The 15189-nt window shown below is 39.5% G+C and carries 14 protein-coding genes; 10 read left to right on the forward strand and 4 right to left on the reverse strand.

The window, feature by feature from the left end:
• From C4H12_RS06935 to C4H12_RS06945, 3 genes are read left to right on the forward strand one after another with little or no spacing between them, the layout of a single operon-like run.
• Window positions 1–444 (forward strand): hypothetical protein, encoded by a 444-nt coding sequence (locus C4H12_RS06935; RefSeq protein ID WP_106098271.1) that lies wholly within the window; start codon window positions 1–3, stop codon window positions 442–444.
• Between the two features lie 51 nt (window positions 445–495).
• Complete coding sequence (locus C4H12_RS06940; RefSeq protein ID WP_106098272.1) at window positions 496–939, forward strand: hypothetical protein; 444 nt, start codon at window positions 496–498, stop codon at window positions 937–939.
• A 50-nt stretch (window positions 940–989) separates the two neighbouring features.
• Window positions 990–1499 (forward strand): hypothetical protein, encoded by a 510-nt coding sequence (locus C4H12_RS06945; protein WP_106098273.1) that lies wholly within the window; start codon window positions 990–992, stop codon window positions 1497–1499.
• Window positions 1500–1637: 138 nt separating this feature from the next.
• On the opposite strand, the gene C4H12_RS13755 is transcribed toward C4H12_RS06945, so the two are convergent.
• Complete coding sequence (locus C4H12_RS13755; RefSeq protein WP_174688410.1) at window positions 1638–1832, reverse strand: hypothetical protein; 195 nt, start codon at window positions 1830–1832, stop codon at window positions 1638–1640.
• A gap of 133 nt (window positions 1833–1965) precedes the next feature.
• On the opposite strand from C4H12_RS13755, the gene C4H12_RS06955 reads away from it, so the two are divergent.
• The 4 genes from C4H12_RS06955 to C4H12_RS06970 all read left to right on the forward strand — a co-directional run bounded on the left by C4H12_RS06955 (window position 1966) and on the right by C4H12_RS06970 (window position 8964).
• Complete coding sequence (locus C4H12_RS06955; RefSeq protein ID WP_106098274.1) at window positions 1966–6513, forward strand: DUF6531 domain-containing protein; 4548 nt, start codon at window positions 1966–1968, stop codon at window positions 6511–6513.
• 9 nt (window positions 6514–6522) lie between these two features.
• Entirely contained in the window at window positions 6523–6939 is a 417-nt protein-coding gene (locus C4H12_RS06960; RefSeq protein WP_106098275.1) for a hypothetical protein, read from the forward strand.
• A gap of 175 nt (window positions 6940–7114) precedes the next feature.
• Window positions 7115–7585: a hypothetical protein gene (locus C4H12_RS06965; RefSeq protein ID WP_106098276.1), complete on the forward strand. Its 471-nt coding sequence runs from the start codon at window positions 7115–7117 to the stop codon at window positions 7583–7585.
• Window positions 7586–7587: 2 nt separating this feature from the next.
• Window positions 7588–8964, forward strand: a complete 1377-nt coding sequence (locus C4H12_RS06970) for a DUF5458 family protein (protein WP_106098277.1) — start codon at window positions 7588–7590, stop codon at window positions 8962–8964.
• A gap of 75 nt (window positions 8965–9039) precedes the next feature.
• Here the strand turns inward: C4H12_RS06970 and mobC are convergent, their stop codons facing one another.
• From mobC to mobA, 3 genes are all read right to left on the reverse strand, one after another.
• Entirely contained in the window at window positions 9040–11052 is a 2013-nt protein-coding gene (mobC, locus tag C4H12_RS06975) for a conjugal transfer protein MobC (protein ID WP_106098278.1), read from the reverse strand.
• Between the two features lie 65 nt (window positions 11053–11117).
• Window positions 11118–12455 (reverse strand): conjugal transfer protein MobB, encoded by a 1338-nt coding sequence (gene mobB, locus C4H12_RS06980; protein WP_106098279.1) that lies wholly within the window; start codon window positions 12453–12455, stop codon window positions 11118–11120.
• Window positions 12456–12479: 24 nt separating this feature from the next.
• Window positions 12480–12905: a conjugal transfer protein MobA gene (mobA, locus tag C4H12_RS06985; RefSeq protein ID WP_106098280.1), complete on the reverse strand. Its 426-nt coding sequence runs from the start codon at window positions 12903–12905 to the stop codon at window positions 12480–12482.
• Between the two features lie 573 nt (window positions 12906–13478).
• Here mobA and C4H12_RS06990 point away from each other — a divergent pair.
• Genes C4H12_RS06990 through C4H12_RS07000 form a run of 3 tightly spaced genes read left to right on the forward strand, consistent with a single transcriptional unit; the run spans window position 13479 to window position 15186 of the window.
• A complete protein-coding gene (locus C4H12_RS06990) occupies window positions 13479–14237 on the forward strand; it encodes a ParA family protein (RefSeq protein WP_016421267.1) in 759 nt (252 codons plus the stop codon).
• Between the two features lie 11 nt (window positions 14238–14248).
• The gene (locus C4H12_RS06995; protein ID WP_009389064.1) at window positions 14249–14632 is read left to right on the forward strand and encodes a DUF3408 domain-containing protein; all 384 of its coding nucleotides are present in this window, start codon (window positions 14249–14251) and stop codon (window positions 14630–14632) included.
• A gap of 2 nt (window positions 14633–14634) precedes the next feature.
• Window positions 14635–15186: a hypothetical protein gene (locus C4H12_RS07000; RefSeq protein WP_106098281.1), complete on the forward strand. Its 552-nt coding sequence runs from the start codon at window positions 14635–14637 to the stop codon at window positions 15184–15186.
• The last annotated feature ends 3 nt before the right edge of the window (window positions 15187–15189 follow it).

A 15189-nucleotide genomic window follows, 5' to 3' on the forward strand; every position in this document is an offset into this window, starting at 1 on the left:
ATGATTGCTTATTATATCAACATAGAAATATTTGGAACAGAGTTATTAATAGATGAAATACTTAAAATATTAGGTAATAAGATTAAGATAGGGAATATCATCCATCCAAATGATAAGAACCCTAAAAGAGATGAAAAATATGGCTTTGGTTGTATTTCTTTATCGCATCCTAAAGTTTATATAGCTGACGATGAATTAGTAGATTATCTTTCTTGGTTATCTGATTTCATAAAAGAGTATTTTGATATTTTCTATACTTTGGGGATGGAAGAGGTTTGGTTTTATACAAACATATACTATACAGATAGTTTTCTCAGCTTAGAGTTATTTGATAGTGATTTTTTAAAACAAATAGCTTCTTATAAGATATCTATATCTATTCCTATGAACATATATAAAGAAACTGAACAGGAAATTATAGAGATGTTACGTAATAGACCATAGGACTAATAAAAAAAATATATAGATAAACACAGGAGATAAATTAGAATAAATATGATTGCTTATTATATCAGCATAGATATATTTGGAACAGAGTTATTAATAGATGAAATACTTAAAATATTAGGTAATAAGATTAAGATAGAGTATATCATCCATCCAAATGATAAGAAGCCTAAAAGAGATGAAAAATATGGCTTTGGTTGTATTTCTTTATCGCATCCTAAAGTTTATATAGCTGACGATGAATTAGTAGATTATCTTTCTTGGTTATCTGATTTCATAAAAGAGTATTTTGATATTTTCTATACTTTGGGGATGGAAAAGGCTTGTTTTTTTACAAACATATACTATACAGATAGTTTTCTCAGCTTAGATTTATTTGATAGTGATTTTTTAAAACAAATAGCTTCTTATAAGATATCTATATCTATTCCTATGGACATATATAAAGAAACTGAACAGGAAATTATAGAGATGTTACGTAATAGACCATAGGACTAATAAAAAAATATATGGATAAACACAGGAGATAAATTAGAATAAATATGATTGCTTATTATATCAACATAGAAATATTAGGAACAGAGTTATTAATAGATGAAATACTTAAAATATTAGGTAATAAGATTAAGATAGGGAAAATCATCCATCCAAATGATAAGAACCCTAAAACAGGTGAAAAATATGACTTTGGTTTGATTCGTTTATTGCATCCTAAAGTTTATATAGATGACGATGAATTAAAATATAGCTTTGGTTGTATTGGTTTATCGTATCCTAAAGTTTATATAGATGACGATAAATTAGTAGGTTATCTTTCTTGGTTCTCTGATTTCATAAAAGAGTATTTTGATATTTTCTATACTTTGGGGATGGAAAAGGCTTGTTTTGTTACAAACATATACTATACAAAAAGTTTTCTCAGCTTAGAGTTATTTGATAGTGATTTTTTAAAACAAATAGCTTCTTATAAGATATCTATATCTATTCCTATGAACATATATGAAGTAACTGAACAGGAAATTATAGAGATGTTACGTAATAGACCATATTGAGTTGTTGAAAATATGTATAGCTGAAAACTATAAAAATAATAGACGTTAAACGTGTTTAAACTTTTTTGAGGAACTTGGATATAAATCCTAATAGGAGTATTCCAATCCAAGTTACATCAAGATACTCATATCTCATTATCAAACCTTTATATCCGTCAAGCCAACCATTTGCTTGTTCAATTTTAAACCTATTTTTGTACAATTCTTCATCAAAATAAACATCTGGTTGCTCTCCTTTATTAAATTTTCTACACTTAAAAAGGGAATAATCCAATTATTTATTGTATCTTTGCCCAAAGTTCCTGAATTTTGGTGTTCTTTTTTTTCAAACACAAAATTACTAATTTTCGGGAACTTTTACTTCTCTAAAAAGTTTAAACAGCTTCGCAAATAAAATGAGCTATTTTTTTGTATAATCAGAAAATAATTAGTACTTTTGCCTCGTAAATCACCTTAATAAAGTACTATGTCCGACACCTCACACAGTTTTTTCGATAACTTCAGCGACCACTTGCAGTCCACTGTTGGACAGCAGGTGGAAGGGCTATCCCAGTTGAAGATAGAGAATGCCAAGATGAACTCCAATAAGAACCTTAGTGGAGAGACCAAGACTGTGGCAAATGTGTTGGACGCTGTGGATGCAGGTGTGCAGGCTTTTGGGCTGGTAACAGGAGCTGTGGACGGGGTGGTAGAATCTGCCTTGGTAACTGCCCTTAGCGGTTTAGGACTTAAAGGAATGGCATGTCTGCCTGTGGCAATACAGCTAAGCCCTGTGCTGGGTATAGACATCCACTTTGTCAATATTCCGCCATCACCCGCCCCTGTGCCGATGCCTCATCCCTATATGGGTATCCTCTTGCGTCCTAAGGACTTTCTCTCGGCGGCAATCTTGTCGCTTATTCCTCCCCCACCAGAAGCACCTGATGTTGAAGACCCTGACAACCCCACAGAGGCGGAGCAACAAGCCTTAAACCTCAATAAAGCAGTGAACTTAGCCCATACCCTGCTCACGATGAAGCTGGGCAATCTGGGGGCATCCGTGCTCATCGGAGGGCTACCGCGTGTGGTGGCAGGTACCCCAACGATAAATATCCCTCACGTTCCTATGGGAGCAGGCTTTCACGCTGTGGCAGCAGGCATTCAAAAGAACAAAGGACACGCCTATATGGGTAGCCTCAACGTGCTGGCAGATGGCGACCCGCTCTCGGGTGGCGGTGCACACTTGCATATGAACTGCTGTGATGTAGGCATCCCCTCTCCCCATACCGCTGGACAAGTAGCCAAACACAAGGAAGTACCTACAGGAATTCCTGTGTATTTGCCCACAGGAGTGATTAACCCCATACCAATGAGCAAACAGGTGCTTACCAACCCCGTGCCTATCCCTCTTAACCCTATCTCTTTTTTTAGTGGGAAGATAAAATCCTCTTTTGGGCGTTTGTTTAAGAAAGCAAAGAAAAAACTCTCAGATAAACTTCACGGGATAGTCAATAAGCATATCCAATCTGATAAACTCAAAGACAGACTACATACGGCTATCTGTACCGTTACAGGGCACCCTGTGGACGTGGCAGATGGCACTTTCTTTACTGATGAGGAAGACTTCTTCCTCTCAGGGGTAATTCCCTTCTCGTGGCAGCGTATCTATTACAGCCAAAGCGACTATCGCGGTCCTTTGGGCTATGGCTGGCATCACAGTTATGATATGGCTATCGTGGTAGACGAGCACAGCCTCACTTTTAGAATGAGTGATGGTCGCCCTATTGCCTTTGTGCTGCCCACTGCCGACCACCCTGTGCTTAATATCGCTGAGCAAATGGAAGCGCGTTGCACCGCTGAGGGAGAGTACTATATCTGGAACCGCAAAGAAGACCTATATTACTACTTTACCAAAGAAAAATACAAACAACAACAACTGCTAAGCCGTATTGTAGACAACAACGATTTTAGCATTGACTTCTTCTACAACCGCAGTGGGCATCTTGAAAAGATCATCGATAGCTGCAAGCGTACCCTGCGGATTGAAAACGATAGCAAGGGGCATATCACCAAAATTATCGCCCCTCACCCTGAGTACCAAAGCAAACCAGAAGATAATGCACTGACAGTCGCTATTTATGAGTACGATACTGAGGGCAACCTTATCAAAGAGACCAACGCTGCGGGCGATAGTATGCACTTTGAGTACGACAATCACCTGCTCACCAAAGAGGTATGGCGTACAGGGCTTACGTGGCACTTTGTTTATGATGGTAATAAGACGGGTGCGCGCTGCGTGCATACGTGGGGTGATAAAGACCTCTACAACCACCGCCTGACTTTCTTAGAGGGAAAAACCATCGTTACCAACAGCTTAGGACACGACACCACCTATTATCACAAAGGCGGGCTGGTATACAAGCAGGTAGATGCTGAGGGAGGCGAACAGCATTGGCGTTACGATGCCAACAATCAGCTCATCGCCTATACCGACCAATTAGGCAGTACCTACTTTTACGACTATGACGAGCGCGGCAATACGCTAAGGGCAACCGACCCCGAGGGTGGTAATACCCAAACCGAATACCCGCACCCAATACTGCCATTAGGGCACTTACCTACGAAGTTTAAAGACTTAAACGGAGGGGTATGGCGTTGGAAGTACGACAAGCACGGGAATGTCATTACCCGCATCAATCCCGAGGGGGCTATTACCACAATGGAATACCAAGAGGGACTTTTGAAGACCATCACCGATCCGCTGGGCAATACCACCTCCCTCAAATACGATAGCGAGCACAACATCACAGAGGTGAGCGACAACAGAGGCAACCGCAGTTATTTTGAGTATGATAAATGGGGGCGATGCACCGCTATTACCAACCCCAAAGGAGTGAAGCAAGAGCGAACCTTTGACGCGCTTAATAGGGTCATTCGGGTAAAGGACTTTGACGGCAATGAAATCAAACTCGCTTACGACCCTATTGACAACCTGACCTACTACCGCGACAATATCAACGAGGTAAGCTACAGCTACAAGGGGATGTGGAAGCTCGGCAAGCGTACCGACTACAGAGGTACGATGAAGTTCGACTACAACACTGAAGAACAGCTCACAGCTATCTTCAATGAAAAGAGAGAGCGGCATTACTTTGAACTTGACAAGGTAGGGAATGTTATTGAGGAAACGAACTTTGCTGAAAAGCTAAGACGCTACAAACGCGACCTTGCAGGTAGGGTTATTGAAGAAACGCTGCCCAGTGGCAAACAAAGAGCTTATAACTACGACAAAGTAGGGCGTGTAACCAAAGTGGAGATGGTCTCAGGGATGCGCGGCAGCGATGAGGAGCTATCGCAGTTCTTTGAGTACTACCCCTCAGGAAAACTCGCCCGTGCAGTGAATATCAACAGTGAGCTTAAATTCTCTTACAACAACTTAGGACTGCTCACCAAGGAATACTGCAATGGGGAGCAAATCACCCATAGTTATAACAACTTAGGGCAGCGCATCAGCACTGAGAGTAGCAAGGGAGCGAACTTGCAATACGAGCACGACAGCTTTGGACAGCTCAGCAGGATGAGCGTAGAGCAAGAGGGCGTGCAATGGGAGAGTACCCACCAGTACGACAGCTTAGGTTTTGAGTTGGAACGCCACCTGCCAGGGAAGATACGACAGACCTTTAAGTATGATGATATAGGCAGGCTTATAGACCAACAGACACTCACCGACTACAAGATACGCCACCAACGGCGTTATACTTGGGGCGTGGGCAATCGCCTGCAACAAACTAACGACAGTAAGTTTGGAACTACCCATTACAACTACGACCTTGTGGGACACCTTCAGCACGCTACCTTTGGCGACCACACCCAGCAATGGCGCAAGAGCGATAAGACAGGCAACCTCTTCAATACAGAAGACAGGCAAGGAATAGAATACGGGAAAGGCAATCGCTTAAAGAAATGGCACGGCTGGACGTTTAAATACGATGACGATGGCAAACTTATAGAGAAGTACAAAGGTGGCGGGGGTTGGTTTAGTGCTAAGGAGGAGTGTTGGCAGTACAAGTGGGATGCTTTTGGAATGCTCAAGGAGGTAAAACGCCCTGACAAGCAAAAAGTAACCTTTACCTACGATGCTCTTGGCAGACGCCTTACCAAGCATTTTAGCCGCACCACCACCCACTTTTTGTGGAGTGGCAATGTGCCCTTGCACGAATGGAAAGAAACCTTTGAGTTCAATTATAGCACGGGCTTATATGATTTAGGTACTGAGCACAGTCCCATCACTTGGATTTTTGAAGCAGGCTCTTTTGTGCCTTGTGGAAAAATCACCAACGGCAAACATTACTCCATCATCACCGACCACTTAGGTACCCCCATAGAAGCCTACAACCAAGAAGGCGCGCTAATATGGGAACGCGAACAAGACCTCTATGGCAACTCTCGTCAAGGTTTTGCTAAAGAAAACTTTAGATGTCCGTTCAAGTATCAAGGGCAATATTACGATCCTGAGATAGAACTTTGCTACAATAGGTTTAGGTATTATCACCCTGAGACGGGGAGGTATATAAGTGAAGACCCAATAGGATTCTTATCTGGAGAACCTAACTTTTTCGCGTATGTTGGGGATACCAATGCTTGGGTGGATTTGCTGGGGTTGGAACTTATATTCGTTAATCCAAATGACATTAATTATTCACAGCGAACAGTATCTGAAATAAGAGTGTTTGATCCTTCTAAATATAAACCAATAAATGTAATCATTGTTGATGGACAGATGGTTACTTATGATAACAGGAGATTATTAGCTGCTCAGAATGCTGGACTTAATACACTTGAAATAAACACTGTCGAAGCGGATGAACTATTTCCTCTTTCTGAAAAAAATACTTGGTGGGATAAATTTAAAGAAAGATACAAAGATGATAGAAATATTGCAGCAGGAGGTATTGTACCTGATAAAGGATTAAAAGAAAAACCTGTTCTTAAATCATCTATTTCTAATAAAAAAAATACTTATAAAGATAAATAAGAATAATGTATGGATATTGTTAAACTAATAAATAATTTTAAATGTCCTTTAATAAATGGTATATTTTTTCCAAATGGGGATATTTTGGTCATTGAAAAAAATAATGTATCAATAAGAGTTGTTTGTAAAACAACTGTTGAGAGCTATTTTTTATACAACTCGGTAGATTATGTTACAAAATTTGAAATATTAGTAAGGAACAGTAATAATAAATATACTGTAGGGGGAGGTGAAGGAAGTTGGGGAGGCGATGGGATAATTTTATTAGAAGATAACATTGGTAATTTAATATGGTTTCTATTTATGGATAATATAGATCCAATTATTAATATCACAATTATAGATGATTTTATCGAAGCTAAAAATGCAAATAATTTAATTATAAGAGTTCCCATAAATACTCCTCAAGATATTTATATTGTTTAGAATACCCATAAGTTTGTTAATATCTCACCACTCATCAAACTAATCACAAAAAAATAACCATAACCCTCTAAAAATCAACCACTAACAAAACACCCCGCAAAATATTTCAAAAATAATTTTGTGGGACAGAGAAATTTTACTACTTTTGCTCCTAAACAATTAAAAGCGAAAATCTATGGCATTATACAACTATGGTATCGGTGGCAATGAGGTAGAAGTCGATGCAAATGAATCCATTGCAGACATTCCCTCCAACAGAACCCTTATGGTTCAGAAACTCACAGATGAAGCTCCTGTAACTCCTGAGACAGTAGAAGGTTTGCAGACAGTGGAAGAAGTGTTTGAGCACTTCAAACCCTCTGTGGAATTAGAACTCCAAGATGAAGCAGGCAATGAGATAAAAGAGAAAGTTGAGTTTAAGAATCTCGCTGACTTTGCCGCTAAATCACTTCAAGAAGGCAGTGAACTTATGAACCGCCTAAATACAGAAAAAGAGCAGAACATTAAAATTGCTAAACAAGCAGCCTCTAATAAATTGTTAGCTAAAATATTAGCTAACCCAGAGAGTAAAGAAGCTCTTATGAAGGTATTAGAAGGGTCGTTAGAAGAATTAGAAAAGTCTGAAGGCAATAATAAAATAGGATAATTATGGCAGATAATAAGTTACAAGCACAGAGAAGTACTGCTACCACAACCGTAGTAAAACAAGAAACCGCCACCTCAGCATCTGCTTTAGATGCTCTCAAAGAGTTTGGAGGTTTTGCTTTTTTAGAGAACCTCATTGATGGTTACTCAAACCTTAATCCCGCCAGAAAGGCACGCCGTAATATATTCCTTACTGATGAACAATGGTCATCAGAGAGAAAAAACCTTATCAATAGATTAAGTGTTTGGTTAGACTTGCTTAAGAACAGTAATAATGTAGAGCAAATGCGCGATGCTGCTAATAGCAAAGCAGAACAGATGGAACAGTTGCTAAACTTTAACCTTAAAAAGTCACTTGAAAGAGTAAAAGAATTAGAACGGTCTTACCGTTCAGTAGCACTGTTCTACAAGAATACAGAAAGTCCTAAAGTAAAGAATATATCTATTGTAAATGCCGATATAAGCCAGCTTAAGGATTTGGATAACACCCTATTTATTGACCATATCAGCAGTGAGTTAGATAGAAATTACGATCGCTTGGACTTGCGTAATAACTATTCCATCTTGGTAGTGCCAGGTTATTTAGGTTCTAACGCAGTTTTGGACAAATGGTCAAAGATAGCCTATAAGAATAAAGTGATGTTGGTTACTGACTTTGCAGACTTGGAAAGTGCAGATGATGTGATTGATATATTCTTCAATGCGAATCACTCAGGAGGTGATGTATACAAGTCTAATACACTGATGACTTGTAATTGGCTTTTGGGTAGAGAGATGAATGCAAGAGTAGGAGAAGATGAGCACTTATATGTACCAGGATCATCAGCCTTAGCAGGAAAGATTTACAACACACTGATGGCACAAGTCGTTGCAGGAAAGAAGTTCGGCAGCATTAATGAAGTAGAGAGTGTACGCTTTGATTTAAAGAAGAGTGAGATTTCAGAATTAGAGAAAATAGGTTTGATACCAATGGTCAATGAGTACAGCAAGGTAATGGCTTTCTCAGGAAAGACCTTGTTCAATGGAGATAATTTAGGCTTACAGACCTATTCAGTAGTAAGGGTATTTGACTATATCGCCAAAGTACTGATAGACTTTTTGAACCGCAGAGCATTTGAGAACTTTTCTTCAAAGACAGAGGATGATTTGCGTAGACAGATTGTAAAGTTCCTTGATAGCATACAGGGACCAACAAGGCTGATAGAGAAGTTCAAGGTGATTCGTATCCAGCAGGATAAAAAACAGAAAGACAGAGTATGGTTGGATATTCATATTACTCCTTACTTCCCATCAAAGAGTTTTGTGATACAATTAGAAGGTCGCAAGGGAGAGGGAGAAGAAGAGGCAGTTTGGGAAAGTCAGTACCAACAGCAAGAATAACCTTAGAGAGTGTAGATATAACTAAGTAAGATATAGAAAGGCTATCCAAAAATTTAAGTGGATAGCCTTTTTTGTTTATTCTCCCTCCTTCTCCACCAAATGCCTTAGCTCAGGGTCGTTGGTGATGCGTTCTTTTTCGCGTTCAATAATTTCAATGATATCTAACTTTATTTGGCGGTAATTGGCTTCTACCTGTTCTTTGGTGGTGTCGTTGCCGTTGGCATCGGTGAAGGAGAGAACTTCGGGAATCTTTTGGTAGGCTTTGGTCTCAACGGCTACTTTCTCATTATCCACTATTATCTGAGCGTGGAATATCTTCTGCTCGATACGCTCATCAAAATTATCAGAAACAGCTCCTACAAACATCCCTTGGGTGAGGTTGGCAATCTTGCTGGCAGGGATAAGACTATCCAACTGCGTAGATATAGAAGTAGAAGTATCATTGCGGTTAATCGTAGTAGATTGCCTTTTCTGCAATACCTTTCCAAAACGTTCAGAAAGAGTTTTAGCAGTTTCCCCTACTACTTGTCCGCTAAAGATATTCCCTACAGTGTTTTGTATTACTTTACTCTCTTTATCTCCGTAATCGCGGGTAAGCTGTGAGAAATCCTGAAAGCCCAAACAAACGGCTACTTTATTGCTTCGGGCTGTGGCTATCAAGTTGTCTAAGCCTCTGAAATAAATGGTAGGCAACTCGTCAATAATCACAGAGGATTTGAGCTGTCCTTTCTTGTTGATGAGCTTTACAATACGTGAATTGTACAAACCCAAAGCTGCCGAATAGATATTCTGCCTATCAGGATTGTTGCCTACACAGAGGATTTTAGGTTCTTTGGGGTTATTGATATCCAACGAAAAATCATCACCTGTCATCACCCAATAGAGCTGAGGCGAAATCATTCGGGAGAGAGGAATTTTAGCACTGGCTATCTGCCCTTGTAGCTGGTCTTGTGCGCCACCTTGCCAAGCATCCATAAAAGGCGATAGGTAATTCTCAAGTTCAGGATACGAGGTGAGAATAGTAAAAACATCAGCATAAGGCTTGTTCAATAGCTCGATGGCGTGTGGAAAAGTACAGTACTTACCACCTTTGTAAATCTTCAAAAACCAAATAATAGCAGCCAATAGAATGATAGGCGACTCTACAAAGAAATCACCTTGCTTTTGAATCCACGAGCGGTTGAGATTGAGCATAATCGTATAAGCAGATTCATAAGCATCAGAAATATCACTCATAAAGTTGGGATTGATAGGGTTACAACGATGACTACGGCGAGGATCATCAAAGTTTATCACATAGAACTTGGGTTTTACCTTGTACTTGTCTAAGTTTTTTAGCAGATGATTATAGGCAATGGTAGAGAGGTCGTCGAACTTGAAGTCGTAGATATACATTGCAAAGCCTTTTTCTATCTGCTGTTTGATATAGTTGTTCACAATAGCATAAGATTTACCAGAACCAGGAGTCCCCAGCACTATGGTCGCCCGAAAAGGATTTACCACATTGATCCAGCCTTTGTTCCACTTCTTGCGGTAGTAGAACAAAGTAGGCAAATTCACAGAATACTCGTTTTTCATCAGTCGAGTTTCCTGCATAAACGACTCGTTTTCATTGTTAAAAACATCGTCTAAAAGATTGTCTTTTAGCAAGCGACTCATCCACGAACCTGCCATAAGGAGCGCTATGTAGCCCAAAGATAGGGTAAGGATATAGAAAAAGGCAACCACTGAAGCAGGAAGTCGCAAGTACAAAATCCAAAAGTTACCAAAGTAAAGAGTAGCTCCTATTCCCAGAGCGATGTAAATCTTTCGCCAAGTAATTTTGTCGTTCTTTACGCCTGTTGTGCCCAAACAGCTCAGAGCTAAGAGCAGGAGGGCAAAGCATTTGGTGTATAGCGGGTGAGAGAACAGTCCTGCTGTTCGTTGGAAGTTGGTCAGGATTCTATCTACTACGGCTAATATCCACTTTTCGCCTTGGAAAAAGCCATAACAATACCAATAGAGGTGCATCAGTACTATGAGAATACTTACTGCACGCATAAAAGCCATAATCTTGGCTAATGCTCTTAAATCATCATCATTTTGCATATTTGTTTCTGTTTTTAGTGTTTGTCAATATTTTATACTTAGCTATATCAGCTCACTAGCCACACCTAAGATTTGTTTTTCATTTTTCGCCGTTTGGCAGTAGCACGTTTCATTCTTCTGGTAAAATCCTCTTCTTCGTAATCTACCCCCTGATCATCCAAAGAGAAAAGAGTAAAAAAAGCATTTAAGGCTGAGTCCTTACCAAAATCCTCTTGGTAATGTGTCCAAGAAGTGTCAGAGAAAGTATCCTCTTCAACAGTATTAGTATTGTTGTGATTTTTACTTGCATAATGAGTTACAGACGGCATATTTACCTCAGAGGTTAAAGCCGTAGCAGGCTCTTCTAACGATTTTAGCCACTGATGAAAAACATTGGCAGAAAACTCCTTCCCCAGCTGAGAGCCATTATACACACATCGACTATTGTGGTCGATAAAGGTTACCCCGTAGGTTCTCCCTTCTTTGTTTTCACGAAAGACAACCTCTATCCCTTTTGCTTTTAGTTCTTGAACAAATTCACGTTTGCTATAAGCCGTCTCTTTGGCAAAGGTGATATGTGCCTTTAAGGAAGTGGTGTCTTGTCCTTTTAGGTATTCGTGTCCCTTTTGTAAATGTTTTTCGATATAAGGTAAGCTCAGTGTTTTGCCGAGCTTGGAGGCTTTAAAAGGATGGCTTGCTTTGTTACCATTCTCATCCAATACCACATACACCAAGCCCTTTTTAGGAACGCCTTGCAGTTCGCCTTCTACCTTTTCTACCGCTATGTTAAACTGATTGAGCAAGGCGTTGAACGTTCCTAACGAGGTAAAATGATAGTGTTTTAGCAATTGTTTTACAGTATGAATCAGTTGCTTTTTAAGGTCGTTTTGTCGGTAATCTAAGGGGACTAATTTAGACAAAGGCAAGAGCTCATCATCTGTTAGCAGTGAATCATTGGTGATAGCAGGGATAAGTTGGTATTTCGTTTCCAACTCTCGGCATACTTTCATTGAGCGTATTTTTTCAAAAGTATCAGAGATTTTCTTGCCATACTCATCTATCCCCAGCGATACAATGTGAATATGTTTGCGCTCGATATCCGAATGTTTGTAAACCACAAAAGGTTGGTCGCCAAAGCCCATTTGTTGCATATAGTCAGTAGCCAACTTTACAAAGCTCTCATCACTAACCTTATCGTTAGGATCGGGATTGAGGGAGATGTGTAGGATAGGTTTTTCTGTCCTTATGTTGGCATAGAGATAAGGGGCAAAGGAACGAGATACTTCCGAAATGCCTACATTTCCTTGCAGAGGTTGTATTACTTTTTGAGAGTATAATACCTCTCCTTGTCCTTTATCCACCTTGTTGTGATTGTACAAAAGTACCCCTAACAGCTGCGCTCCTCGATGTATCTTTGCTATCATAACTTGCTGTTTTCTTCTTAAAAACTACTTTAGTTTTTGCTCTATTTGTTGCGAAAGCTCTAATATTTGTTTGCAGATAGCAATCATTTGGGTAGTTTCTTTTTCCAATTTATAGAGGTAAGCAGCCGCTTTCTTCTCCGAAAAATTACGGTAGAGTATCTTTACAATCTGATTGTAATTGACCCCTACCGAACGAAATTGCGCATAGAGTTCAGTAAGTTTGGTGTAATAATCTAAAGCAGATTTATCAATTTTCACCACTTTTATCTCTCGGTTAAAAAGCAAGGAAGTGATAAAATGTGCTTTGACTTTCATTCCTGATTGCTCGAAAAGCGAGAGAAACTGATTGTTTTCTTTTTCATTCAATCGAAAAACATATCTAAAAGAAGCAGGATTTATCTTTTTATTTCTACCTGTGGAGTGTTTGTGAGTTGTTTTCTGTAAGGTCATATAAATTCAGTATTATTAAAAAACCACGACTTTGGAGTGTGTTTTAAGCTCCCTGCAAGGGCAAGTGGTTTTGAGGTGCCTATACGGCTACTGCGTGCCTCAAAACACAACTTGCTCTGTTCGGGTGAACAGAAAATTCTCCCTAACGGTCGAATTTTAATTAGCCATAAAAAGAGAAATTAACACTACGAGCGGGTAAAGTGATTTCAGGGTGCAAAACAAGTGATTTCTTAGCAAAGGATTTGTATATAACACAAAGCCAATCACTTCCTTACAAAGCCATTTACAACCCTACATAAGGCTATATGTATATTTATATGTTCCTTTGCACCCGCATACCAAAGCAAGTATGTACGAAAGTAAAAATGTAATTAGGTAGCTATGTAGCTACAAAGCTATAAAGCTACAGAAGTATGTACATACGCAAGTAATTAGATAATTAGTCAATTACTTATGTGAGTAAATACTTACTTATAGAGGTAGTTAGATAATTGGCTAATTACAGATAGTTGTATTTGAATAGCTATGCACTTATATACTTATTGAATTACAAACATATTTAAACACATATATATGACATCTATGACAAAATTCATTAGCTTTTCTACCCAGAAAGGAGGGGTAGGAAAAAGTACCTTTACCACCTTAGTAGCCAGCTTGCTACATTATCGAATGGGCTACAATGTAGCAGTGATGGATTGTGATTATCCACAATACAGCCTACACCGAATGCGAGAACAAGACCTCAAAACAGTGATGAACAATGAGCATTTTAAGAAAGCTGCTCATAGACAGTTTAGTGAGCTAAACAAAAAGGCATATCCCATAATACAATGTAAGCCTAATGAAGCCCTTGAAAAGGCACAACAGCTCATTGCAGAGACACCTTTCCCTATAGAGGTTATCCTTTTTGATATGCCAGGGACAGTAAATACCGCAGGAATATTGACCCTGTTGGCACAAATGCATCACATTTTCTCACCTATCACTGCCGATAGAGTGGTGATTGAAAGTACTTTGAGTTTTACTGAGGTACTTTCCAATATCATTGCTAAGAATACCGAAAGTGCTATTAAAAGCGTGCATTTGTTTTGGAATCAGGTAGATGGAAGAGAAAAATCGCCTTTGTATAAGATATACGAGCAGGTGATCGCTGATTTAGGTTTGAACCTAATGCAAGCCTACATATCTGATAGCAAGCGTTTCCGAAAAGATGGCACAGAAAACCAACGATTGGTATTCCGTTCTACCTTAATGCCTGCTGATGAGAAGTTGATGAGCGGTTGCCATTTGGACGACTTTATTGATGAGTTGGTACAGATTATTCAATAAACCCTAAAGATATGAAGACAGTAAAACCTATAGACGAAAACGAACTAATGGAGCTAATGGCAGGCAAGCAACCCACGCCTGCCCCTGCCATTGCTACGGCTCCGATAGAGACAGAGAAAGCACCTCAGAAACCAGCTCCCACCAAGAAGAAAAAGGCAGAACTCTATGAGTATGAAAGTTATTTTTTTGAGCAGGGAGAGACTTCAGCAAGGGAAGGAAAATCGGTGTATATACGTCCTGAGTTTCACCAGCGAATAGCCCGCATTGTACAGGTGATAGGAGAAGACAAGATCAGTCTGTACAACTATTTAGATAATGTGCTCAAAGCGCATTTTGAGCAGTACCAAGAGGAAATTACACAGAGTTTTGAACAGAAATACAAGCCTATATTTTAACAATGGAAAAGATAATTATTTTACTACTTATCGTGGTGATTTTGTTGTTGCTATCGGACAAAATGCCTATAACACATTCTAAAAAGAGAGCTCCCAAACCTAAAGCTACTCCTATACCCAAAACAGCTCCTCCAAGTTCGGTAATGGGGGAAAGCAGGTTTGTGCCTCCTGCAAAGATAGTCCCTACAGCTATCCCCTTAACAGAAAAAGAGCAACAGGATATTCTGACAGAATGGGAAGAGGAACCTATCATAAACCTTGAAGATGAAGAAGAGGATTTGCGCAGCTATCGCACAGAGGCAGAGGACAATGATTTTGCCACAGGGCTTTCATTTGAGGACTTGGAAAAGGTAGCTACTTTCCTCTCTGAGGACAAAGAAGAGGTTACCACGGAGAACATAGAGTTACTGCAAAAAGTAGAGGGCACCAGCCTATTAGAAGCCATAGAAAAAGCCTTGCCCCAAGCGACTCTTAAAGTAAGTACGCTCTTGGAGAAGGCGTTGCCTAAAGCTATAGAGAGTAAAACGGAGTTTGATATTAGGGAGTTTGTGTAATAT

Source organism: Capnocytophaga sp. oral taxon 878 (assembly GCF_002999135.1).
In the GTDB taxonomy this organism is placed as follows: domain Bacteria; phylum Bacteroidota; class Bacteroidia; order Flavobacteriales; family Flavobacteriaceae; genus Capnocytophaga.

Coding starts and splice junctions, on each gene's coding strand:
- C4H12_RS06995 (WP_009389064.1), top strand. CDS start 14,249: ATGAAGACAGTAAAACCTATAGACGAAAACGAACTAATGGAGCTAATG.
- C4H12_RS06990 (WP_016421267.1), top strand. CDS start 13,479: ATGACATCTATGACAAAATTCATTAGCTTTTCTACCCAGAAAGGAGGG.
- C4H12_RS06970 (WP_106098277.1), top strand. CDS start 7,588: ATGGCAGATAATAAGTTACAAGCACAGAGAAGTACTGCTACCACAACC.
- C4H12_RS06940 (WP_106098272.1), top strand. CDS start 496: ATGATTGCTTATTATATCAGCATAGATATATTTGGAACAGAGTTATTA.
- mobA (WP_106098280.1), bottom strand. CDS start 12,905: ATGACCTTACAGAAAACAACTCACAAACACTCCACAGGTAGAAATAAA.
- C4H12_RS07000 (WP_106098281.1), top strand. CDS start 14,635: ATGGAAAAGATAATTATTTTACTACTTATCGTGGTGATTTTGTTGTTG.
- C4H12_RS06935 (WP_106098271.1), top strand. CDS start 1: ATGATTGCTTATTATATCAACATAGAAATATTTGGAACAGAGTTATTA.
- C4H12_RS06960 (WP_106098275.1), top strand. CDS start 6,523: ATGGATATTGTTAAACTAATAAATAATTTTAAATGTCCTTTAATAAAT.
- C4H12_RS06955 (WP_106098274.1), top strand. CDS start 1,966: ATGTCCGACACCTCACACAGTTTTTTCGATAACTTCAGCGACCACTTG.
- mobC (WP_106098278.1), bottom strand. CDS start 11,052: ATGCAAAATGATGATGATTTAAGAGCATTAGCCAAGATTATGGCTTTT.
- mobB (WP_106098279.1), bottom strand. CDS start 12,455: ATGATAGCAAAGATACATCGAGGAGCGCAGCTGTTAGGGGTACTTTTG.
- C4H12_RS06945 (WP_106098273.1), top strand. CDS start 990: ATGATTGCTTATTATATCAACATAGAAATATTAGGAACAGAGTTATTA.
- C4H12_RS06965 (WP_106098276.1), top strand. CDS start 7,115: ATGGCATTATACAACTATGGTATCGGTGGCAATGAGGTAGAAGTCGAT.